At 38.6% G+C, this 22,477-nt stretch carries 21 protein-coding genes; 7 read left to right on the top strand and 14 right to left on the bottom strand.

Annotated features, from left to right (window positions below; translation table 11 throughout):
• The first annotated feature begins 403 nt into the window (after positions 1–403).
• Complete coding sequence (locus Q4489_RS15480; protein WP_303481985.1) at positions 404–2,215, top strand: acyl-CoA dehydrogenase C-terminal domain-containing protein; 1,812 nt, start codon at positions 404–406, stop codon at positions 2,213–2,215.
• Positions 2,216–2,372: 157 nt separating this feature from the next.
• Here Q4489_RS15480 and Q4489_RS15475 read toward each other — a convergent pair whose 3' ends face one another.
• From Q4489_RS15475 to fadE, 4 genes are all read right to left on the bottom strand, one after another.
• Positions 2,373–3,746: an aldehyde dehydrogenase family protein gene (locus Q4489_RS15475; RefSeq protein ID WP_303481983.1), complete on the bottom strand. Its 1,374-nt coding sequence runs from the start codon at positions 3,744–3,746 to the stop codon at positions 2,373–2,375.
• Between the two features lie 81 nt (positions 3,747–3,827).
• Positions 3,828–4,496 carry a TetR/AcrR family transcriptional regulator gene (locus Q4489_RS15470; protein ID WP_303481980.1) on the bottom strand — a complete coding sequence of 223 codons (669 nt, stop codon included), beginning with the start codon at positions 4,494–4,496 and terminating at the stop codon, positions 3,828–3,830.
• 82 nt (positions 4,497–4,578) lie between these two features.
• Positions 4,579–5,472, bottom strand: coding sequence for an acyltransferase (locus tag Q4489_RS15465; RefSeq protein WP_303481978.1), 894 nt, complete (start codon positions 5,470–5,472; stop codon positions 4,579–4,581).
• A 164-nt stretch (positions 5,473–5,636) separates the two neighbouring features.
• Complete coding sequence (fadE, locus tag Q4489_RS15460) at positions 5,637–8,075, bottom strand: acyl-CoA dehydrogenase FadE (RefSeq protein WP_303481977.1); 2,439 nt, start codon at positions 8,073–8,075, stop codon at positions 5,637–5,639.
• A 153-nt stretch (positions 8,076–8,228) separates the two neighbouring features.
• Here fadE and Q4489_RS15455 point away from each other — a divergent pair, with 153 nt between their 5' ends.
• The gene (locus Q4489_RS15455) at positions 8,229–9,035 is read left to right on the top strand and encodes a class II glutamine amidotransferase (RefSeq protein ID WP_303481975.1); all 807 of its coding nucleotides are present in this window, start codon (positions 8,229–8,231) and stop codon (positions 9,033–9,035) included.
• A 9-nt stretch (positions 9,036–9,044) separates the two neighbouring features.
• Here the strand turns inward: Q4489_RS15455 and Q4489_RS15450 are convergent, their stop codons facing one another.
• Genes Q4489_RS15450 through purM form a run of 3 tightly spaced genes read right to left on the bottom strand, consistent with a single transcriptional unit; the run spans position 9,045 to position 11,503 of the window.
• Positions 9,045–9,785, bottom strand: coding sequence for a DUF3108 domain-containing protein (locus Q4489_RS15450; RefSeq protein WP_303481973.1), 741 nt, complete (start codon positions 9,783–9,785; stop codon positions 9,045–9,047).
• A gap of 22 nt (positions 9,786–9,807) precedes the next feature.
• Positions 9,808–10,449 carry a phosphoribosylglycinamide formyltransferase gene (purN, locus tag Q4489_RS15445; RefSeq protein WP_303481971.1) on the bottom strand — a complete coding sequence of 214 codons (642 nt, stop codon included), beginning with the start codon at positions 10,447–10,449 and terminating at the stop codon, positions 9,808–9,810.
• 7 nt (positions 10,450–10,456) lie between these two features.
• Positions 10,457–11,503, bottom strand: a complete 1,047-nt coding sequence (purM, locus tag Q4489_RS15440) for a phosphoribosylformylglycinamidine cyclo-ligase (protein WP_303481969.1) — start codon at positions 11,501–11,503, stop codon at positions 10,457–10,459.
• Between the two features lie 171 nt (positions 11,504–11,674).
• Between purM and Q4489_RS15435 the strand changes: the two genes are divergently transcribed.
• Together Q4489_RS15435 and hda are read left to right on the top strand one after the other, a co-directional pair.
• Complete coding sequence (locus Q4489_RS15435) at positions 11,675–12,814, top strand: DUF2066 domain-containing protein (protein ID WP_303481966.1); 1,140 nt, start codon at positions 11,675–11,677, stop codon at positions 12,812–12,814.
• Positions 12,811–13,527 carry a DnaA regulatory inactivator Hda gene (hda, locus tag Q4489_RS15430; protein ID WP_303481963.1) on the top strand — a complete coding sequence of 239 codons (717 nt, stop codon included), beginning with the start codon at positions 12,811–12,813 and terminating at the stop codon, positions 13,525–13,527. Before Q4489_RS15435 ends, hda begins: the two co-directional genes overlap by 4 nt.
• A 2-nt stretch (positions 13,528–13,529) precedes the next feature.
• Here hda and Q4489_RS15425 read toward each other — a convergent pair whose 3' ends face one another.
• The 5 genes from Q4489_RS15425 to Q4489_RS15405 form a co-directional block, all read right to left on the bottom strand.
• Positions 13,530–15,497: a hypothetical protein gene (locus Q4489_RS15425; RefSeq protein WP_303481960.1), complete on the bottom strand. Its 1,968-nt coding sequence runs from the start codon at positions 15,495–15,497 to the stop codon at positions 13,530–13,532.
• An 84-nt stretch (positions 15,498–15,581) separates the two neighbouring features.
• On the bottom strand, positions 15,582–15,983 hold the full coding sequence (locus Q4489_RS15420; RefSeq protein WP_303481957.1) for a DUF2069 domain-containing protein: 402 nt from the start codon (positions 15,981–15,983) through the stop codon (positions 15,582–15,584).
• 10 nt (positions 15,984–15,993) lie between these two features.
• The gene (gene arsC / locus Q4489_RS15415; protein ID WP_303481954.1) at positions 15,994–16,332 is read right to left on the bottom strand and encodes an arsenate reductase (glutaredoxin); all 339 of its coding nucleotides are present in this window, start codon (positions 16,330–16,332) and stop codon (positions 15,994–15,996) included.
• Between the two features lie 7 nt (positions 16,333–16,339).
• Complete coding sequence (locus Q4489_RS15410) at positions 16,340–17,857, bottom strand: M48 family metalloprotease (RefSeq protein WP_303481952.1); 1,518 nt, start codon at positions 17,855–17,857, stop codon at positions 16,340–16,342.
• Entirely contained in the window at positions 17,854–18,450 is a 597-nt protein-coding gene (locus Q4489_RS15405; RefSeq protein ID WP_303481951.1) for a hypothetical protein, read from the bottom strand. Before Q4489_RS15405 ends, Q4489_RS15410 begins: the two co-directional genes overlap by 4 nt.
• Positions 18,451–18,552: 102 nt before the next feature.
• On the opposite strand from Q4489_RS15405, the gene Q4489_RS15400 reads away from it, so the two are divergent.
• Both Q4489_RS15400 and Q4489_RS15395 read left to right on the top strand, forming a co-directional pair.
• Positions 18,553–18,780 carry a sulfurtransferase TusA family protein gene (locus Q4489_RS15400; RefSeq protein WP_303481949.1) on the top strand — a complete coding sequence of 76 codons (228 nt, stop codon included), beginning with the start codon at positions 18,553–18,555 and terminating at the stop codon, positions 18,778–18,780.
• A gap of 4 nt (positions 18,781–18,784) precedes the next feature.
• Complete coding sequence (locus Q4489_RS15395) at positions 18,785–19,849, top strand: AI-2E family transporter (protein WP_303481947.1); 1,065 nt, start codon at positions 18,785–18,787, stop codon at positions 19,847–19,849.
• Positions 19,850–19,918: 69 nt separating this feature from the next.
• On the opposite strand, the gene bcp is transcribed toward Q4489_RS15395, so the two are convergent.
• Both bcp and Q4489_RS15385 read right to left on the bottom strand, forming a co-directional pair.
• Entirely contained in the window at positions 19,919–20,386 is a 468-nt protein-coding gene (gene bcp / locus Q4489_RS15390) for a thioredoxin-dependent thiol peroxidase (protein ID WP_303481942.1), read from the bottom strand.
• Between the two features lie 14 nt (positions 20,387–20,400).
• Complete coding sequence (locus Q4489_RS15385; protein WP_074496690.1) at positions 20,401–20,931, bottom strand: glycine cleavage system protein R; 531 nt, start codon at positions 20,929–20,931, stop codon at positions 20,401–20,403.
• Between the two features lie 364 nt (positions 20,932–21,295).
• On the opposite strand from Q4489_RS15385, the gene bamC reads away from it, so the two are divergent.
• Complete coding sequence (gene bamC, locus Q4489_RS15380; protein WP_303481937.1) at positions 21,296–22,387, top strand: outer membrane protein assembly factor BamC; 1,092 nt, start codon at positions 21,296–21,298, stop codon at positions 22,385–22,387.
• The last annotated feature ends 90 nt before the right edge of the window (positions 22,388–22,477 follow it).

Here is a 22,477-nt window from a genome sequence, read left to right as displayed (position 1 = left end):
GAGTGGTAGTTCAGTTGGTTAGAATACCGGCCTGTCACGCCGGGGGTCGCGGGTTCGAGTCCCGTCCACTCCGCCAATTTTTTATATCCTTATATTACGAATATTTCTTTCAATATCATCACTGATATTAATCTTCGCTTTTCTATAAAGCATCTATACTCTTTAAACATTAGTTCTTGTATTACTAACACGCTTATTTTCAGCTTAATGCCTGCTATGCTTTAGCTGTTAACGTTACAGGTTCTATAAAATGTTTTGCCTATTAGTCTTTAATTTTTCGTTTAGAAAATACTCATTGCTGAGTGCTTGATTAAAATATAGAGGTAAGACCAGTTGATTTATCTCGTAGAGTTATCTAGTATTGGGATAATTATAACAGGTCATACCAGAATGGAGAGCTTTTATGCTGACATATAAAGCACCAATTACAGACATAAAATTTTTATTTGAAGACGTTTTAAGCTTTTATCCACATTATGAAAAGTTTCCAGAGTTTGAAGAAGCGACTCCGGATCTTGTTGATGCGATTTTTGAAGAATGCGCGAAATTTTGTGAACAAGAGCTATTACCGATAAACCAATCTGGTGATAAGGAAGGCTGTCAATTTGAAAATGGAGCAGTAAAAACGCCAAAAGGATTTAAAGAAGCGTACGATCAATATGTTGCAGGTGGTTGGCAGTCGTTATCTCATGGCACTGAATACGGCGGGCAGGGGTTGCCTCCTTCTATGGGTATGATCAAATCAGAAATGATGGGGACTGCGAATTGGTCGTGGGCAATGTACCCAGGTCTTAGTCATGGTGCCATGAATACGATTGATATACATGGTAGCGATAAACAAAAAGAAACGTACCTTACACGGTTAACAGAAGGGGTTTGGACCGGCACTATGTGCTTAACCGAGCCGCAATGCGGTACTGACTTAGGTCAAGTGAAAACGAAAGCTATCCCTAATGATGACGGCACTTATGCAATCACAGGAACAAAAATTTTTATTTCTGCTGGTGAGCATGATCTGACTGAAAACATTGTGCACATTGTTTTAGCACGTTTACCTGATGCTCCCACTGGAACCAAAGGTATATCATTATTCATCGTGCCTAAAATGAACATTAGTGAATCAGGTGACATTACCGATAGAAATGCTGTTGAATGTGGCTCTATCGAAGATAAAATGGGGATAAAAGGTAGCGCGACGGCTGTACTTAACTTTGATGGTGCTAAAGGAGAGTTGATTGGTCCGGCTAATAAAGGTTTGGAGTGTATGTTTACCTTTATGAATACTGCACGAATAGGCACTGCATTACAGGGCGTATGTGCCACAGAGCTTTCATATCAAAATGCCTTAATGTATGCAAAAGAGCGTTTATCTATGCGCTCACTTTCTGGTAAAAAAGCACCAGACAAAGTGGCAGACCCAATTATCGTTCATCCTGATGTACGAAAAATGCTCATGACGCAAAAAGCGTTTGCTGAAGGCGGTCGTGCTATGATCTATTATGCAGCGAAACTTGCAGATGAAATAGAGCATGCAAAAGATGAAAAAACACGTAAACGTGCAGACTACAGACTTGGCTTTATCACACCAATTTTGAAAGCGTTTCTAACAGAGGTTGGTGTAGAAAGTGCAAATTTAGGTGTGCAAGTATTTGGTGGTCATGGCTATATAAAAGAGTGGGGCATGGAGCAAATAGTACGGGATGTTAGAATAGCCACTTTGTATGAAGGAACAACAGGGATACAAGCGCTTGACTTGCTTGGACGTAAAATTTTATTAAGCCGAGGCAAATCGTTGAAAAGCTTTTCAATGGAAGTACTTGGTTGGTGTAAAGATAAAAGTATGCTTTCTAGTAACCCGCATAAACGCCAAATGAATAAATTTATCTGGCCGTTGACTAAAGCAGTAGCCAACTGGCAACAATATACGCTCAGGCTTTCTCTTAAAGCGAAGAAAGATCGCGATTTTGTTGGTTCAGCATCGGTAGATTATTTAATGTATTCAGGTTATATCGTCATGGCATACTTTTGGGCGCAAATGGCGCAGTCTGCTTATGAAAAGCTAGCTGGTGATGTTGAAAACAGAGATTTTTACCGTGCAAAAATCAAAACAGCAGAGTTTTATTTTGAGCGAATTTTGCCTAGAACTAAATCGCTTGCTGCAACGATGATGTCTGATCCAAAAACATTGATGCAATTAGACCAAGAGTTACTGTAGACAATTATCAGTAGATAAACTATCAGAAAATATAAAAGCGCCTTTGGCGCTTTTATATTTTCTGTGTGGTTGCAACATGTTTAACAAATGACTTACTGATACAACAACGAGTTATCAACAGATAAGCTGCATGTTCGTCAATCTAGTGATTGTGACTTTATAAATGTCTAATAAGCTTCAATAACTTAAATTTAAAAGAGGTGAAAGGTGCAAAACGAACAGGTAAATCTTTTAAAAATGGTCGTTTAAGGACTGATTTTAAATGACTAAAATTATCAAACCCTGCTTTACCACTATACTGGCCCATTCCGCTAGGCCCAACACCGCCAAATGGCAGATCAGGTACAGCGTTAAACATGATCACATCATTTACGCATAAACTGCCGCTACTGATCTCGTTTAACCACTGTTGTTCTTGAGTTTTATCACGGGTAAATAAATACGCAGCTAATGGTTTATCTTTTGATATTACCGTTGCTTTCGCTGCTTCGAAATTTTTCACCGTAATAATGGGTAGAATCGCACCAAAGATTTCTTCTGTCATCAATGGGCTGTCTAAATCGGGATCGACGACTATCGTTGGTGAAATAAATCGTTCATTAATGTCAATATCGCCGCCATGAACAATGTCACCGCTGGTGAGATAACTCGCAATTCTTTCACAGTGACGTTGATTAACAATACGTCCGTAAGACTTACTCTCTTTTGGATTAGCGCCAAACATCGTTTGAAGTTGGTTTTTTAGCGCAGTAATGAGTTCAGGTAATACAGAATGCTCAACCATGATGTAATCAGGGGCTATACACGTTTGTCCTGCATTGAGCCACTTACCCCACGCAATACGTTGAGCACTGATGTTTAGATCAGCACTTTGATCAACAAATACAGGGCTTTTTCCGCCTAACTCTAAGGTAACGGGTGTCAGGTTTTTAGCTGCGGCCGCCATGATTATTCGTGCAACTTGCCCGTTTCCTGTGTACATAATATGGTCAAATGGCAGTTCGAGTAACGCAGTTGTTTCGTCAACAGCACCTTCAACAACTGAAATAGCGTTACTGTCTAAATACTGTGGTACAAGTGAAGCTAGAAGTGCAGAGGTTGCTGGTGCAAGCTCTGAAGGCTTTATAACTGCACAATTACCCGCAGAAATTGCTGCAACAAGTGGCGCTAATACAAGTTGCACTGGATAGTTCCATGCACCAATAATTAACACGCTACCTAAAGGCTCAGGTTGTATGTATGAACGGCCTGGCTGTGCAACAATAGGCGTGGACACTTTTCGTTTTTTCGACCATTTATTTAATCGTTTGATCACATGATCAACGTCACCTGCGACATAGGAAACTTCTGTCATCCAGCTTTCTAAGGACGGCTTACCAAGATCTTCAGATAAGACATCTAAGAAACGTTGTTCATTATCTTGAACCATTTTTTTTATTTGGCGCAATTGGGTTTTACGCCATTGTATATCACGAGTGACAAGCGTATTAAAATATGCCTTTTGATCCGCTACAAGTTGTTTAAATGTCACAAAACCCTCTGTCGAAAACTAAAAATAGTATAAAAACACTTTACTTCTTTTTGAACTTTTGTACAAAGACAATCGTGTTAATTATTTTCTTTTGACCCGTAGTACCGCCATAATTAATCGCTCTACAACACTATAGATATATGCAGTGTTTACAGCTGAAGGATTAACAAGATTACGATATTCTAGTTGTGTAAACACCGTGAGCATTATATCGGCATCTATTGTCGATGTTTCCGGTGAAAAATAAGCACATAACTTCTCAAAAGGGGCCATTAAGGCAGCTCTGTGTGTAGCAGCTAGTTGCTGTAATTCAGGCGACACTTGAACTTCGGTAAACATAAACTGTTCAACTGCTAAATCAACCGAATTTTCCTGAATTTTACTGACAAGATAATTGCACGCTATGGTTGATAAAGTGGTGGCAAGATCTCGTCGAACAGACATGTTTTTCAATCGTGTTTTCGTGTAGCTATCTAATAGTTCAAAGACTTGTTGCCAAGCATTCGTTGCCGTTGTAATGGTGCGGCTTGAACTGAGTAAAAATGCTTCGTTCACCAATTGTTGAATGTCTTTAAAATAATATGTTGTCAGTGAAAGTTGAAGTTGTGCTTGGTTTGCAATCGCGCGATGAGTCGTTCCTTTTATACCGTTTGCTGCTAACACTTCAATAGCTGCATTAAGTATTTTTAGACGTGTTAATTCACCTTTTGAGCGGCGTTTAACAACGTTGTGTTCCTGTATTTGCGACATTAGACCTTCCAGTGTAATTCATGTAACAGTAAATTAACGTTTTTTGCGTATTAGTTCAATGAAACCGGTACTTTGGAAGCGCTTACTTTGTCAAATATTTGTTAATTTTTATGTCGCTTAGATGCCAAAGTTGTGTTAGCCATCGATGAAAGTTACGTTTGTAGTTTACATCGTTATTATAGTCGCCTTGTAATAATTCGTTGCGATTAATTTGTTCGATGTCGATGATCACCTCTTTTAACTTTCCTTGAAGCGTATCTTTCATAATATGCCCTGGGTTTTGAGGGTAAATCAATGATACCAGTAATACCTTATCAAATTGTTCGCCCATTGCTTGAACAGTAAATGCAATACCGCTGGGCTTAGGTGTAAGTAAATGCTTAAAGTTGTTTTTTTGTCTTAGATGCTTTTCTTTGGTAAAGCGTGTACCTTCAACAAAATTTATAATGGTTGTAGGTTGGTTTTTGAACTTTTCACAAGACTGCTTAGTTGTTGCTATGTCTTTGCCAATAAGGTGTGGGTGTTTTTTAAGATAGCTTTTGCTATACCTTTTCATGAACGGCATATCAAGTGCCCAGCAGGCCATGCCAACAAAGGGAACTTTTTTTAATGAATTTTTTAGAAAATATTTTGGGGCTGGAATTCGTGTTCGGGCAAAATGAGAAAGAATAAAGATATCTAACCAACTTTGATGATTGGCTATTAACAGGTACCAAGCGTTTTTATCCAACGCTGCATCACCCTTTATAGTCCAAGAAACCCGATTAAAGATAATGATGAGCAGGTAATTGTTAAGCGCCCAAAAGCGATAGAAAAAATTCATTGGGTACACTAAAGCACGATGAAAAGCGGTAAAAGGCAGTAATAATTTACAGAGCCCACCAAGAAAAACAAATGAACCGCACAACGCTAAATTTAAACAAAATAGCGAAAAGCTGAACGGCATTAAGATAAAAGAAGGTAGAAATGACAACATCTTACAAAGTTTATAGCAACCACTACTTCGCTTTATTCTACTGGCTTTTTATCGACTTGGGTATTGCTTTTTAGGATCATAGAGAGGTTAAAGAGACAAAAAAGCCTAAAATAGCGTATTGCTAATTTTAGGCTTTATACAACTATTTAGTTGCTGAGTTTATTTCATGATTCACTTTTAGCAAAGGGGCCAGAAACCAATTCACTGTTATCGAAATCATCTACATTGATCACTTGTAACCTACTTTTTTCAGCATTGATCAACATGTCTGCTTCTTCTTGAGAAATCGCTTTTTCTGCTAAGCCTTTTTCAGCCAGCTTATCTAAGTAGTAGAAAGGTAGTTTCTCATTGAGTGCTTTACATACTTTGTCATAAATTGGCTCACAAGCAATTAATAAAGTAAGTGCGCTTTCAAGTGCGCCGAAGTTATTTGCACCGTCATCGGTGAGGTATTGTCCGGCACCTAATCTATCTCTTGCTTCACTTGGTGTTTGTAAAAGTCTAGCAACTTGATGATCAGTAAGGTCAGAAGGTTTAGTTAACCAAGTGCCAAACGGAAAAATCATCAAACGTAAGGCCACGGCAACGGCTTTGTTAGGGAAATTGCTAATTAGTTCATCAATTGCTTGCTGGGTACGATACAAGCTATCTTCTACTGCCCAATTAACTAAAGGAATATCACCTTGTTGACGACCTTGATCATTGAAGCGCTTTAAACTCGCACTGGCAAGATAAAGGTAACTTAAAATGTCGCCTAATCGTGCAGATATGCGTTCTTTACGCTTTAAGTCACCACCAAGGGTTAACATTGCAATATCAGATAACATGGCTAAATTAGCGCTAAAGCGTTGCATTAATTGGTAGTAACGACGAGTATGGTCATTAAAAGGTGCGCTTGTGAAACGTGCACCCGTTAGCGCTAACCATTTGGTGCGAACAATGTTGCTCATCGCAAAGCCAACATGACCAAATAAAGCGTGATCGAATTGTTCAAGTGCTTCTGTTGGATCAGGGTTATTTGCGGCGCCTAATTCGGCTAGTACGTAGGGGTGACAACGTATTGCGCCTTGACCATAAATAATCATGCTGCGGGTTAAAATATTGGCACCTTCAACAGTAATAGCAACAGGCGCACCTTGATAGCCACGTGCTAAATAGTTATTTGGCCCCATGCAAATGCCTTTACCCCCATGAATGTCCATGGCGTCACTAACACAACTTCGCATTTTTTCTGTTAAATGATATTTAGCAATTGCCGAAATAACGGATGGCTTTTCACCGAGATCAATAGCACCTGTGCTCATGGTAGTGACGGCATCCATTAAATAAGCATTACCGCCGATACGTGCTAACGCTTCTTCCACACCTTCCATTTTACCGATGGGTAGTTTAAATTGTCGACGAATTCGACTATATGCACCTGTAGCAAGTGCGATAGATTTTATGCCACCAGCACTATTTGACGGTAATGTTATTGCGCGGCCAACAGATAAACACTCAACTAACATTCTCCAGCCTTGGCCAGCCATTTTTGGCCCACCAATGATAAAATCAAGCGGTACGAAAACATCTTTACCTTTAGTTGGACCGTTTTGGAAAGGAACGTTTAGCGGGAAGTGGCGCCTGCCAACATCTACACCTTCTATATCTGTAGGGATTAATGCACAGGTAATGCCTAAATCTTTTGTTTCTCCAAGCAGCCCGTCAGGGTCTTGAAGTTTGAATGCTAGGCCTAGCACGGTCGCAACAGGTGCTAGAGTGATATAACGTTTATTCCATGTTAGCTTCATACCTAACACTTCTTCACCGTTAAATTCCCCTTTACATACCACACCAAAATCAGGGATTGCGCCGGCATCTGAACCAGCTTCTGGACTGGTTAAGGCAAAACAAGGAATTTCATCACCTTTAACCAGTCTTGGTAAGTAATGATCTTGCTGTTCTTGGGTTCCATAGTGCTGTAATAATTCGCCTGGGCCTAAAGAGTTCGGCACGCCAACTGTACTAGCAAGTACAGTACTTGCACCAGAAAGTTTTTGTAACACACGTGATTGCGCAAAAGCACTGAAAGCGAGGCCACCATACTCTTTTTTAATGATCATGGCGAAAAACTTATTGTCTTTAAGGTATTGCCAAACTTCAGGCGACATATCAGCACGGTCGTGAGTTGTTTCCCAGTCATCAACCATTTTACAGACTTCTTCAACAGGACCGTCTAGAAATGCTTGTTCTTCGGCTGTTAAACGAGGGGCAGGGTAATTGTGCAATTTTTGCCAATCTGGATTTCCGCGAAATAGATCTGCTTCAAACCATGTTGTACCTGCATCAATCGCTTCTTTTTCTGTCCGCGACATTTCAGGCATGATTTTCTGAAACATAGTAAGTAAAGGTTTACTGATATATGTCTTTCGAAAGTCACGAATATTGAAAGGTAGTGCGATGATGACAAATAAAAGCCAGCCGAAAAATGACACTACTTGAAATACTGTTCCTAACACCATCAAAATTGCAAATGATAGAGTATAGGTTGATAGTGAGGCACGATTGTACGCCATAAAGCCTGTTAGGGCGATTGCGCAAATAAACCAAGTTAATAATTCCACATTACACCTTTATATAAATTAGAGGTCTGACCACTAAGTAAGCATAGATCGCTTCTTAATTATTTTCAATGCTTTCTTTTATAATATAGCGGTAAAATTTTCCTTTGCAGTGTTATAATCTTTTTTAAGTTATCTTATTGATTTATTAATATTATGTGTGAGTTACTGGCGATGAGTGCAAATGTCCCCACGGATATTTGCTTTAGCTTTAGTGGTTTAATGCAGCGAGGAGGTAATACCGGCCCTCATAAAGATGGTTGGGGTATTACCTTTTATGAAGGTAAAGGTTGTCGAAGTTTTAAAGATCCGTTACCAAGTGCTCAATCTCCTATTGCTACCTTAGTGACAGAATACCCGATTAAAAGTGAGGCGGTAATTTGTCATATTAGACAAGCTAATTCTGGCGCTGTGTGTTTAGAAAATACTCACCCATTTACGCGACATATGTGGGGGAAGCACTGGACATATGCTCATAATGGACAGTTGAAAGACTTTAAAGAAACATTACCGGTAAAATACCATTTACCAGTAGGTACTACCGACAGTGAGCACGCCTTTTGCTGGATTCTTGATCAAATTCACTTGCACTTTGGTATTGAAGAACCCAATGATGAAGCGCTATTTGCATATATTGCTACACTGAGTGAGAAAATAAACCGATTGGGTGTATTCAATTTACTGTTATCAAACGGCGATTGCTTATTTTCATACTGCTCAAATAACTTACACTGGATCACTCGTCGAGCACCCTTTGGTGAGGCAAATTTGATTGATGCAGAAATGACGGTTGATTTTCAACAAGTAACCACAGCAAATGATGTTGTCACTGTGATTGCAACACAGCCGTTAACGGGTGATGAACGTTGGCATAAAATGCAAGCAGGTGAATGGTTGTTGTTTAAATTAGGGGAGCCTATTTTAAAGGGACAGACTCCAACCTTGATAAAAAGTCATGACTAAGTGATGATCTTAGTGTTTAGTGAAGGTTGTCAGCTGGGCCTCGAATTGCTCGGCTCCTGATTTTGATTGATATAATTTCACCAATGCATAATCAAGTTCAGGGGCAAACCAAGCATAGGTAATACGTTTTTTCTCAACTACCTCACGCTTTAATCTAATGGTGTGTAAATTGCCGTAGGGTAGCATTAACTCTTCGGTTCCATCATATTGATAAACGTAGTTTTTTATACTACCAGAGGTGGAAATAACCGGGTATACAAATACTTTCTGCTCGGGGCTTTCTTTTAGCTGTAAACGCGTCTGCAAATGATAACTAAGTTTATCTTGAATATTTTCAGGGAAAGTAATGTTATGCAGTTGATTATTTTTTTCATCGGTTGCTTTATTTTCTGCAACATCGAAGCGCCAAAAATATGATTTATCTCTGCCAGTACCTGAACGTTCATAATGATATTCAAGCGGAGTAACATGATTATTATTTACTGTTAATATTGAGCGCTCTTCACGTTCATCAGAAAAGATCAGCCATTCAATGCTTGTTTGATAACTGTATTCAAATAAACCGTTGCTGAGCGCTTTTAGTGAACGACTGCCTTTTCCAACAGGAGATGATTTATGAAGAATGCTGTATTGTGCAGTAAACGGCGATATAGCTATACTCTCATTGTATTTAGTCTCGTTTACAACTTGCTCACCTAACGTTGATAAAGAAAATAACATGGTTGTTGCTAAGCATAGCTTTTTAATCATATTTACCTCTATGTTTTAATTATTATTCACTAGCGTAACCACTAGCAGGTAATACTTCACCGTCTAATATTACAGCATCTCCTTGCATTTTTAATCTTCCAGAACAGAACCATTTTACCACTAACGGGTAGATACGGTGTTCTTGTTCGTGCACTCGGCTTGCTAACACTTGCACGGTATCTGTTTCAAATACGGGTACTTTTGCCTGTAAAATTACCGGACCACCGTCTAATTCTTCAGTGACAAAATGTACGCTAACGCCGTGAGTGGTGTCTCCAGCCTCTATTGCTTTTTGGTGAGTATTCAATCCTTGATACTTTGGCAATAAAGAAGGGTGAATGTTCAATAATTTTCCTGCGAAAGTATTAACAAATGTTTCTGTCAGAATTCGCATAAAACCAGCTAATACAATCACATCTGCTTGGTAACTGTCAATAAGCTTAATTAATGCATTGTCGTATTCTTCTCGCGAAGAAAAGTCACGGTGGGATAATACGCTATGATCGATGTTTTCATTGGCAGCTCTTGTCAGGCCGTATACATCGGCAACATTAGAGATAACACCAACAACTTCCCCGGGATAATCTGGTGACTTGCAAGCATCAATGATTGCTTGCAAGTTAGAACCATTACCCGAAATAAGTACAAGAATTCGAGAGGTCATGGTGGAATTAGTCCTGGTTGATCACAACTTGTTCATCACCTTGGCCTAGCTCTGCTATTTCACCAATATGCCAAGCATTCTCACCTTGTGCGTTTAATATTGATAAACTGTTTTCAACTTGATCTGCCGGCACGACGATAATCATTCCAACACCACAGTTAAAGGTGCGATACATTTCATGCTGTGTGATATTACCGTTTTCTTGTAACCAGTTAAAAATGACGGGCCATTCCCAGCTATTACCATTAATTACTGCTTGTGCGTTATCGGGTAATACGCGAGGAATGTTTTCCCAAAAGCCACCGCCAGTAATGTGAGATAACGCGTGAACATCAACTTGTTTAAGTAGTTCAAGCACTGATTTTACGTAAATCTTGGTAGGTGCTAATAGTCGTTCAGCAATTGATTTACCGTCTAATAGTTCATTTGTATCGGTATTATTGACTTCTAATACCTTACGAATAAGTGAATAACCGTTTGAATGTGCGCCGGTTGAACCTAAAGCAATGAGTTGGTCACCAGCGCCTACTTTACTTCCGTCAAGTAGGCGTGATTTTTCAGCAACACCAACACAAAATCCTGCAATGTCGTAATCGCCTTTATGATACATACCAGGCATTTCAGCAGTTTCGCCGCCGACTAATGCGCAATTAGATTGAACACAACCTTCTGCAATACCACTAACAACCGATGATGCTACGTCTACATCCAATTTAGCCGTTGCATAGTAATCTAAGAAAAATAATGGCTCTGCACCTTGTACGATTAAGTCGTTTACACACATTGCTACTAAATCAATACCAACGGTATCGTGCTTGTTTAGATCAATTGCTAAACGAAGTTTAGTACCAACGCCGTCTGTACCTGCAACAAGAACAGGCTCTTTATAGCCGCTAGGAAGTTGGCAAACTGAGCCAAAGCCACCTAAGCCACCCATCACCTCTGGACGAGTGGTACGTTTTACCGCACCTTTAATATTTTCAACTAGTGCATTACCTGCATCGATATCTACACCAGCATCTTTATAACTTAGGGACTGTTTTTCTTCACTCACGGGAGAAACCTCATTTATAACCGTTTGATATTGCCTGCTGCATCGAGCAGAGATAAAGAGCGCATATTCTACCAGTGCAAAAGCGCCCTGAGAATCTTTTCAATGAATTATTTTTTTCTTTGCGATATTTATCGATTTTTAGCGACAATTTGTTGTGGTAACATAATGGTTATGAAACAAATTTTTGTTGGCTTTACTATGCGCTGTATACCGTTTTTATTAGTGATGTTGTTCAATACAATTATCGTTAAGCACGTTAATGCTGTTGAAGTAAAAGATCTATATTTAGCTAGTGTTGAAGTTTCGAGTCAAAGTGTACAAGCAAGAAATACTGCATTTAAAAAAGCATTGGATATTGTGTTGGTTAAAATTAGTGGTCAAACAGATATCTTAGAACACCCAATAATTAAACAACAACGAGCTCGGTATCAGTCTTTCGTGAATAACTTTCGTTATGAGCGAAAAAACGGTAAAAGTTTGCTGGTTGTTACTTTCGATGAAAGTAAAATTAATCAATTATTTGTTGGTGCAAACTTACCCATATGGGGGAGTTTACGACCGCAAATTGTTTTATGGATAATTGAAGAACAACAATTAACCCGTCGTATCATCAGTGCCGATACAAACAACCCGATTAATGAAACTGTCAAGGCGGTTGAAGATAATAGAGGTTTACCCTTTACCTTGCCGATAATGGATTTACTTGATAGCAATCAAATCACAACCTATGAACTTTGGGGCCGATTTACACGACCAATTGTACGCGCTTCTATGCGTTATCAACCCGAAGCAATTGTAGTTGTTCGTTTATCGGATAACAGTTTGTTGTCAGAAGAACAATTATCACCAGACACTAACTGTAGCGAAGATTGTCAACCAACGGTGGCACTAGATTGGAGCTTTTTGTCAATGTTGAATACTGATCAACTGCCACATTTTGGTGAACGTGTTTATGGTCAAAATAAACAAACACTGTTAGCTGAAACGTTAAGTCAGATTAGTGATATGGTGGCAAAACGTTACGCTGTAACGACAGATATGAATTTAGATTACGTGATTGACGTGGCTAACATTGATAGCTTAGCTAAGTATGTTGAGGTTACTCAGTTTTTATCGCAACTTTCTGCTGTTAAAGCGGTTAAACTCGTTAAAGCGCATGGCAATGAGCGACGTTTCAGCTTGTCTTTACTTGGTTCAGAGCAAGCCTTTTTGGCGGCACTTAAATTAAACAAGTCGCTTAAACGTTATGCTGATCCGTTAGATCCTAGTTCATTACAAGGTACCCCTTTGTTTTATTGGGAGTCGCTTTGAGCCCAACACCACAACTCTCGTTATCGGTACAATTACCTGACGACGAAACGTTTGAGAGTTATCGTTCATCGATTAATGAGCCTGCAACGAGGTTACTTTCAAGCTTTATTGCACAAGAGCAGTTAATTGATTCAAGTATTCATAGTACCTATTTATTTGGCCTAAACGATGTTGGAAAATCGCATTTACTGCATGCTTGTTGCGCCTTTGCACAAAGTGTGAACTTATCGTCAGTTTGTCTTTCTTTTACTGAAAAAGAACAGTTATCTCCCGAGATGCTTCAGGGGTTAGAAAACATTGATGTGATCTGCTTAGATGATATTCAATGTATTAATCAAGATACGCAATGGCAGCAAGCGGTTTTTGATTTGTATAACCGAGTCATAGAATATGATAAACGTATCATAATTTCAGGTGATAGAGAGGTAAATGAATTAGGCCTGACTTTACCAGATCTAACTTCTCGTTTGAGTTGGGGACATGTGTTACAAATAAAACCATTGAATGACGATGAAAAGCTTGAAGCCTTACAATGTCGGGGACAACAACGTGGTTTATATATTAGTGATGAAGTGGGGCGGTTCTTATTGGCAAGAATAAACCGTGACATGACCAGCTTATTGACTGCGTTAGATACCCTTGATAAAGCGTCAATAAGGGAACAGCGACGTATCACTATTCCCTTTATTAAAGAAGTGTTACTTAACGGTTAAGCTTAGTAAACAAATTTACGACCTTTACCGTGGCGCTTTTCCCCATCTTTTGGGATCAACCTAGTATCAATTTGTTTAGCTTTAGTGGCTAATTGCCCTGCTAAAGAGTGAGCGCTAATGCTAGCATCTTCTGGTACATTGATACTTTCTGACCAGCTTTTAGATGGATCTAACGGGGTTGCTGCTGGCATGTTTGCAAGTGTGTTTGCTGCTTCGCTAGCAAATTCAGGAATTATACGTTCAGTAACAAATTGCACGCGCGGCTTTATTTGTGTTTCGCCTTCACGGCCACGTTGGCCCCACACAATCTCATCGTAGTCTTGGTCGCTTACCGCAACATCACGGTCTACACCGTAGCGTGCTTTCATCATAAAACCATCGAATAAAATCGCATAATCTTCACGTGTTGAACTATAGCTGTAAAATTGTGGTGCACCTTCTGTTTTAAACAAGTTGGCGACATTTTCCATAGTATAGTCTTTTTGGTATGGTTCAATTAACGTCGGATCTTGAAAACGTACTTGACCAAGTTTGGTCATTTCATTTTGCTGACCTGTTGCCCAGCCTTGATCTAGCGGTAATGCTCGTTGTAAATCATCAGATTGAATTTCTTGATCAGTGAATAGTCGATTAACTAGGGTTAAGAAAGTAATGTTATTATCATTTAACTCGTCCCAACTCGTTGATGGGAAGTAATCATTTGCATGAGCAAGTTCATGGTACAGTAATGACGCAAAATCAAATTTTGCTGCTGACATATTACGAGTAATACGCTGCCTAATAGGGTAGTAGAAGCTGGCATATTGATTGTCTTTAACATAGCGCCATGGAATTTCAAATTGCAATTCGCTACCAAAACCGGCGCGATAATCAGGAGCCTGGTTTATCGTGTCACGTTGTGCAGGCGTTTCCCATAAATCACTTGGATCAAGATAAATTGCGCCAGTATATGGGTGATAAAATGACGGACGAATGTCATAAGACAGCACAACTGCAGTTGTAGCTCTTAATAGGTTTTTAAAATCATCGTGCTCGTCATACTGTTCAAGGAACTTTTTAAATTGATCGCCCATCCATTGGTGTGAAACCACCACGCGATCCATAATGTCGTCAACAGTTGGTGTTTCAGAAATATGTGCTATTAATGGCGTTTGGTTGAAATTACATGAGTTGCCGTAAGTCGCTTTATTTGAATACACACAATCAATAAGTTTTTGACCTGCCGGTGAATTTTCGTTGTATAAGAATACATCAGCGATACGTTCGTCAAATGGAACGTAATTTCTTTCGCCAAGGGCAGTGGTACTGCTTTCAACTAATATTGATATATCATCAGAAACTGATTCACCGTTAAGCGTGCCCGATACGGTAAAAGATAGCAGGGTATCTTCGCTTACGTCCGGCGCATCAAAAAAAACGGCAACTTTACCATCAGTGCTTTCTGCAGTATATTCAACATCAGGGCCCTGAGTTTTGGTCCACGTTAAACTTGCTTGCTCTTGTTCTGTTAAATCAATTAATTGAGGTGCGTATGAGATTAATGAAACGCTATTACCTTCAACTACCGCATGGCCAAGTCGAGCAGTTAATGCAGCCACGCTACTGGTAACGCTAAAATCTTTAGTTAATGAAAATTGTTCACCATTTTCGCGAAAAGTTACTTCAAAGCTATAATCACCGGCAACCGTTGGTGTAAAGCCAATAACCTTACTGGTAGTTGCATAAACTTCAAGGGTATTACCTGCCGTTTGCTGCCATTGAATATCACTGATTGTGCTACCTGGTGCTAACAGTACTAATTCAGTGGATTGACCTAGTGCGACTGTTTGTTCTGCTTGTACAACTTCTGCCGATGTACTACTTACCGGCGGTGTTGTAGGTGTTGTAGGTGCTTTTGTTGATGAGGAACCACCACCGCCACATGCGGTAAGTGCGAGTCCTAACGATATTGTAATAAGAGTTTTTTTCATCGTTTAATACTTCATATGTTTGTTAAATTTAGCGATAAAATACTAACACATTTGTTAATGTGCTGTTAATAACTGATGTTTCATTTAATTAGTCTGATCTGTATCTTTTTTCTTACGAATACTAAGACCGAGTTCTTGTCCGCGATATTTCGCATAGTAAGTACCAGAGATAAACATCATGGTGGCAAAGGTTAGTTCAATAATAGCCCACCAAAAATCGCTGGCTGAAACCCAAAGCGTGGTTAAACCGTGGAGAAAGTACCACATGACAATAAAATTTGACCATGCAAAGGTGTAAGGGTTGCCTTTTATGAGTCCTCTCAGAGGAAACAGTAAAGGCAAACTAAAAAATATTAAGCTTAGCGTAGGTGAAAGCTCGTCAGAAGGATTTAACCATAATAACCATAACGGTATATAAATTAATAACGAAAAATAGCCTGTTAAGGCTATTTTTTTGTGTTGTTGAGTTGAAAAAAATTGCTTCATCAATCACTACTTATAAAAGGGTTAAAACATTTTCAGGCGGGCGGCCAATTACCGCTTTGTTTTGTTTAACGACAATAGGACGTTCGATTAATTTCGGCGTATTTGCCATTGCATTAATTAATGTTTCACTATCGGCATCTTTTAACTGTTGTTCTTTAAATTCAGCTTCTTTAGTACGCATCATTTCAATAGCTGAAACCTCTAGCTTAGATAATAAGTCTTTAATTTCCGATGCATTGAGCGGTGTTTTTAAATATTCAACTACAGTGAATTCTGCATTATTCTGTTCTAATAGTTGTAACGTTTGGCGACTTTTTGAACATCTTGGGTTGTGATAAATGGTTAACATAATTGTCCTATTTACTTAAGCGTTTAAGTTTTTCTTCTTGAGATTGAAATTGTAAAATTCTGGCTTTAATGCGCTTTCTAATCAAAGGTGACTCATCAGCGAAATTATAGCCTGTTTGCAGTTCATCAACGGCACGCGAAAACCCCCCTAATAAAGCAAGAATTTCAGCTTTTGTAGCATGCATCATTGCCATTTTCTTTTGTTTTCGGTACACCGTGACTAACAAATCGTGAGCAATGTAGCTGTCTGGTTGTAAAATTAGATAGTCTTCTAAAAGTGTTTCAGCCTCTGCGTATTTTTCAGCTTCAATAAGCGCATTACTATAATTAAGTGCAACAACTTGGTTATTTGGCATGAGCTTATTTAATTTGCTTAACAATTCAAATGCAGCGTCAAATTTCTTGGTGTTGATATAGATATCCGTTAATACATCAATATAAAATAAGTTATGTTCATCAGCAGCAAGTAAATCTAACAATATCTGTTGTGACTTTTCATACTCTTTATTTTCAAAGTAAGCGACAGCGAGGGCATATTCGGCTGCGGCTTTGAAGGCATATTGTTTTTTGTTTATTCGTTTTTTGAACGTTAAAATATTATTCTTCGCTTCACCCTGATAGCGCGCTTCTATTCGCGCTTTAGCTAGGTGGAAAGCTAAGCTAGGTCTGACGTTACGGGTGTTGTAATTTTGTGCTCTAACGCGTGCGTCAGAAATACGAGATTCCGGCAAAGGGTGTGTAAGTAACATTGCAGGCGGTTTACTGGTATAACGATACGTTTCAGCCATTTTACCAAAAAAATTAGGTGCGCCCATTGGGTCAAAACCACTATCTACTAATAATCTAATGCCTACGCGATCCGCTTCTTTTTCGTTACCGCGAGTATAATTAATTGCCGCTTGTTGTGAAGCAGCCATACTGGTACTTAAAGCAGCCATACCGACGGTTGGGTTAATGAGCGTTAGTAACACTCCTGAAATTAATCCTGCTGTTGATAATGTTTGGTTTTGCTGTTGTGTTTCAATTCTACGTGCTAAATGGCGCTGGGTTATGTGAGATATTTCATGCGCAACAACAGACGCAAGTTCACTTTCTGTATCTGCGGCAGCTAATAAACCGGTATGAATACCTATGTGACCACCAAAAAAGGCGAAGGCGTTCAACTCTTGATTGTTTAGAAAAAAGAATTTGAAACTGTAATTTACGTCGTTGGCATTGCGTACCATGCGATTACCAAGATCGTTAATGTATTCATTTAGAATAGGATCATGAACGATAGGTTGTGTAGCTCGCAATTGACGCATCATTGCATCGCCAACTTGCCGTTCTTTTTCGATGGATAACACGCTGATCCCTGCTGCACCTATATCTGGTAACGCATTTCGATTATTTTCTTGTCCGTGTATATGCGTGGTAAAAAGTGCATAAGAAATTAGGGCAGAATGTAAAATCGGTTTTATACAGAAACGATGAATACTGCGGGATGATTTCATTGAAGAGATGATTTTATTCAAATTAGCGCTCATTTTTCTACTTGGCTTCGGTGCCCAATTTCTTGGCAAAATTGAGCAATGTTATAACCTATGACGTCAACGACCTCAAATGATTCCGTTAAAATATCAATTAGCTCCATTGTTTTGTTATGAGCAAAACGAATTAGCGCTAAGTCGGCTTGATCACCTTTTTTATATGAAAAAATGATAAAAGACACAATAGCATTGATACGAAATAGCATTTGCATCGTTTCGGGTACCCAATGAATAAAAGGGCACCTAGGATGTTTGTGCAAGGTAACGGCTAACTTTTCACCATTCATCACCGGGAAACAATGCAATTCGTAATCGTGTTTTGTGTAAACATGTTGTAATGCAATTTTAGGCTTATGTTTAACAACAATATCGCCTTTTTCATTTTGATAGGCTTTTAATAATGACAAATTCCAACTGTTTCTATCCAATATTTGCCGGTAAGCACTTTCAAACCCGTGTGTGAGTATACTTTCTAAATCGCTTAGGGCATTACTGGTTAGCTGATAAATTGGTGGAACGTCTCCCCAAGCAAGTTGCTTTTTCTTCGCATTGATCGTTTTCAAATTGAAGGGTGAGGGGGCATCATTCATTTATCAAACCATATCGTTAATTAAATATATATTATATATGTTATTGTAATCAATTGTCGCAAATAAGATAATCAAACGAAAGTGTGGTTTGGTGTTTAAACGTTGACGATTTATCAATACGATGGCACAAATGACAAGTGTCCTTTGCCTTTAGTGAAGATGCGTGTTTTGTTAAAAAAATTAACAAAACACGATGTTTGTATTATTCAAATATCTGATCCTGGTTCTTTATCGGATATTCCAAAGTTTCTTCAACAAAAAGGTTATCATTTTCAGCAGTCACAGCTTAACGTTAAGGTGACGGAACTTCGTATAACAACAGGTAAGTGAGTATATGTTTTCTTTCTTTTCTCAATGGTACAAAAATAAATTCTCTGATCCTCAAGCAGTAACACTTGTGGTTATTTTATTGATTGCGTTTATCGCTATTTACTTTCTATCAGGTTTATTAATGCCGATACTGGTTGCAATAGCGATTGCATTTCTGTTGGATTTACCGGTTAATCGCTTATCGCATTTAGGACTTTCGCGCAAATGGTCTTCTGTGATTGTAGTCTGTTTGTTTGTCGGGATAACCCTTGTAACCATGCTTGGCCTGATGCCGATTATTTGGCGACAAAGTAGTAATTTATTACAAGAAGTACCTGCGATGTTGGCGCATGGTCAAGAATACTTATTAACCTTACCTGAAAGATACCCAGAGTTTATTAAAGCGGATCAAATTGAATCAGTATTAACGCTTACGAAAGAAAAGTTTATTGATTGGGGACAGTTGATTTTACAAGCGTCATTGAACTCTATTTCAGACGTTGTTGCCTTAATGATTTACCTAATACTTGTACCCATAATGGTGTTTTTCTTTCTTAAAGATAAACAGGAATTATTTGCCAGTTTTATGTCATTTTTTCCAAAAGAACGTCGAATGGCATCTCAAGTAGGTGATGAAATGAACCTACAAATTATGAATTATATCCGCGGTAAAGTGATTGAAATAATTATTATTGGCGCAGTATCGACGATCACATTTACTATTTTAGGATTAAATTATTCATTGTTGTTAGGGGTGTTAGTAGGGCTGTCAGTATTAGTACCATATGTTGGCGCAACGTTAGTGACTTTTCCGGTGATGGTTGTTGCACTTTTTCAATGGGGTGTAACGACAGAATTTGGCTATGTGATGATTGCTTATGCCATTATTCAAGCATTAGATGGTAATTTATTAGTACCGTTATTGTTTTCAGAAGCGGTAAATTTGCACCCTGTTACCATTATTATTGCGGTGATCATTTTTGGTGGTATGTGGGGCTTTTGGGGAGTGTTTTTCGCTATTCCGTTAGCAACATTGGTAAAAGCCGTTCTAAATGCATGGCCAAGTGCTGAGTTTGCTACGCCTCAATAACATATTAAGCACATTAAAAAGGGCAGTAGATAACTGCCCTGATTTGGAGTGCGATAATACGCGGTGCAGTTAACTTGCAAGAACGTCTAACACTACTTCGTGATGGTTTTTAGTTTTGAATTTATCAAAAACATGTTTGATCTTACCATCTAGTCCGATAAGGAAGCTAATACGGTGAATGCCATCATATTCACGACCCATAAATTTCTTTAGGCCCCATACTCCAAACTCTTCCGCCACTTGGTGATCTTCATCAGAAAGTAAGGTGAAATTTAATTCATCACGTTGGCAAAACTTGTTTAGTTTTTTAGGGGCATCAGGACTAATTCCAAAAACAACCGTGTTGTGCTTTTCAAGTGCAGCTTTACTGTCTCTTAAATTTTGTGCTTGTACAGTACAGCCAGGTGTCATGGCTTTAGGATAAAAATAGACTAACACCTGCTGTTTACCAATATAATCGGCTAAATTGATTGTTTCTTCATTTTCGTTCAACAAAGAGAACTGGGGAGCAGTTTCACCAACGGTTAATGTTTTCATAATTTAGTTCCTATTTATAAAGAGTGTTGCGTGACTTTTCTAATACGCCCTTGAACATCAATTTGTTCACATAATGCAAAAAAGTCTTTCTCTAATTCTTCAATCGGCATTTTTTCATTAAGCGCGATATGTACCATGGCACTCATATGATTTGTTTCAGGGTCTATCTCTGATTTTAATGAAGAAATATCGATACTTCGGGTTGCAAAAAAAGCGGTGACAGCTTTTAAAAGACCCGGCTGATCAATACCAGCATAGTCAACTTGATAATGTTCTGTATAGTCTTGCCGTTTATAGTCAGAGGTTCGTTTCATCATGGTGATCAAATCACGCTTGATGGCAACAGCAGGCAATTTACTTTCAAGCTGATTTATGGCTTTTGCGCTACCTTTTAGTAACATGATCATGGTAAATTCTAGGCCAAAAATTGCCATTTTACTGTCAACAATATTACAGCTACATTCACTAGCAAGTTTTGTTAAATTACTAACGCTACCTGTTCGATCAGGTCCCATAACAGTTAGTACCAAATACTGTGATGACATTTTTTACCTATATCAGTTGAAAAGGGGGCAGCATTGTACCGAAAATTGCACAATAGTGCACCCGTCAATATTTCTGATTTCTGCATTGGTCAGTAATTGACTCGATGGCCTTTGATGTAGACCACTATGTCCGCGAGTCAGCGCGCTTTAACAACATGTTTTAAGATTAATTGAAGATTCAGGTGCCTAAGTTTATTTAATGTTAAGCTCAAGAATAATTCTTGAGTTTGCATAGCTCTACAAGTACCATGTAGCCTTAATTAAACCATATAATAAATGAACTTTGTCTTAAACAAAGCGTCTATCTTGTCACTTACATTAATAAGATTGATAAACATGTATAGTGTATACGTTTGGAGTATGAATGAATCGTAAGCTTTTTGGTTTCTCGCTAGTAGCATTAGCTGTAGCAGGATGTAGTAACGTTAGTAAAAAACAAGCCAGCGGCGATTTTGAATACGCCGAAATAAAGGAAGCAAAAACATTATCAATTCCTAAAGATTTATCTGCACCGAAAAAAAAGCCAGACTTTGAGGTGCCAGATAATATTAATCATCAGGGCTCTATTGGTCGTGAAGTTGACGTAAGAGCGCCTTCTTTAGTTTTGCCAGTTGCCACTTCTTCGCGTGTTGAATCAAATACGCATAACGCGAAAATTTGGTTTGATCAAGTTCTTGAAGAGCGCGATTTGCTTGATTTTATCTATCAGGCGCTTAAAACTCAGCTTGAAGATGATGGTGTTGGTCTAGACGTGATTGATGCAGAAAACCTGATTTATGAATCTCAGTGGTATAACCGTGAGAAAGAATCAGGAGTTTGGTTATTTGAAGAAGTCGAGTTAACAGAGAGTTTTAGGTTTCGCTATCAATTTGAAACAAAACCTCATGGAAGAAGTGTCGCTTTATCTGTCGAGCTAGTTGACTATATGCGTACGGATCAATCTGGTACTTCGAAAAAAATGGCATTACTTGATCAAGAACGTGCTGAAATGGCTATGCTAAATGAGATTGTTGCACAAGTTGATTTTCAATACCGAAAACAACAGCGTGAAAATCGCTTAATGCGTGCTAATCAAAAGCTAGTTTCTATGGCTGAGAATGCTCAAGGGCAACCCGCATATACGGTTGAAATGCCTTTAGATTCTCTCTGGCCGAATATGCCTATTTTCTTTGAAGACTATGGCTTTACTGTTACAGATCTTAATGAATCTAAAAAAATCTACTATGTTGACTTTGTTAAACCAGATATTGGATTATGGGACAAATTATGGGGTGATGACATTCCTGTACTTGAGTTGTCAGATCAACAATATCAATTTGTGCTCGAGTCGATTGAAGATGATAGTAAAACAACAGTGACTATTATTGATGAACAAGGAAATGCGTTAGATCAAGAAACCTTAACGCGTATTTTCCCAGTGATGGAAGCGGCATTATCGTTTCGTGACACTTATTAATTGAACGATAGTTTATTGTTAAAAGGCCAGTTTACTGGCCTTTTTTGTGTCAAAAATTTATTAAAGAAATAACTGATTTTATAAGCTATC

Source organism: Thalassotalea sp. 1_MG-2023 (assembly GCF_030546745.1).
Classification (GTDB): Bacteria; Pseudomonadota; Gammaproteobacteria; order Enterobacterales; family Alteromonadaceae; genus Thalassotalea_C.
The sequence above is the reverse complement of the archived record's forward strand: the minus strand, read 5'-3'. Positions and strand labels throughout refer to the sequence as shown.

Bases quoted from the DNA above. Each gene is read 5' to 3' on its own strand.
- Q4489_RS15455 (WP_303481975.1), top strand. From the start codon at position 8,229: ATGTGTGAGTTACTGGCGATGAGTGCAAATGTCCCCACGGATATTTGC.
- Q4489_RS15450 (WP_303481973.1), bottom strand. From the start codon at position 9,785: ATGATTAAAAAGCTATGCTTAGCAACAACCATGTTATTTTCTTTATCA.
- arsC (WP_303481954.1), bottom strand. From the start codon at position 16,332: ATGTTAACCATTTATCACAACCCAAGATGTTCAAAAAGTCGCCAAACG.
- Q4489_RS15470 (WP_303481980.1), bottom strand. From the start codon at position 4,496: ATGTCGCAAATACAGGAACACAACGTTGTTAAACGCCGCTCAAAAGGT.
- Q4489_RS15395 (WP_303481947.1), top strand. From the start codon at position 18,785: ATGTTTTCTTTCTTTTCTCAATGGTACAAAAATAAATTCTCTGATCCT.
- Q4489_RS15435 (WP_303481966.1), top strand. From the start codon at position 11,675: ATGAAACAAATTTTTGTTGGCTTTACTATGCGCTGTATACCGTTTTTA.
- Q4489_RS15385 (WP_074496690.1), bottom strand. From the start codon at position 20,931: ATGTCATCACAGTATTTGGTACTAACTGTTATGGGACCTGATCGAACA.
- Q4489_RS15480 (WP_303481985.1), top strand. From the start codon at position 404: ATGCTGACATATAAAGCACCAATTACAGACATAAAATTTTTATTTGAA.
- Q4489_RS15465 (WP_303481978.1), bottom strand. From the start codon at position 5,472: ATGTTGTCATTTCTACCTTCTTTTATCTTAATGCCGTTCAGCTTTTCG.
- purN (WP_303481971.1), bottom strand. From the start codon at position 10,449: ATGACCTCTCGAATTCTTGTACTTATTTCGGGTAATGGTTCTAACTTG.
- Q4489_RS15405 (WP_303481951.1), bottom strand. From the start codon at position 18,450: ATGAATGATGCCCCCTCACCCTTCAATTTGAAAACGATCAATGCGAAG.
- bamC (WP_303481937.1), top strand. From the start codon at position 21,296: ATGAATCGTAAGCTTTTTGGTTTCTCGCTAGTAGCATTAGCTGTAGCA.
- Q4489_RS15420 (WP_303481957.1), bottom strand. From the start codon at position 15,983: ATGAAGCAATTTTTTTCAACTCAACAACACAAAAAAATAGCCTTAACA.
- Q4489_RS15410 (WP_303481952.1), bottom strand. From the start codon at position 17,857: ATGAGCGCTAATTTGAATAAAATCATCTCTTCAATGAAATCATCCCGC.
- bcp (WP_303481942.1), bottom strand. From the start codon at position 20,386: ATGAAAACATTAACCGTTGGTGAAACTGCTCCCCAGTTCTCTTTGTTG.
- Q4489_RS15425 (WP_303481960.1), bottom strand. From the start codon at position 15,497: ATGAAAAAAACTCTTATTACAATATCGTTAGGACTCGCACTTACCGCA.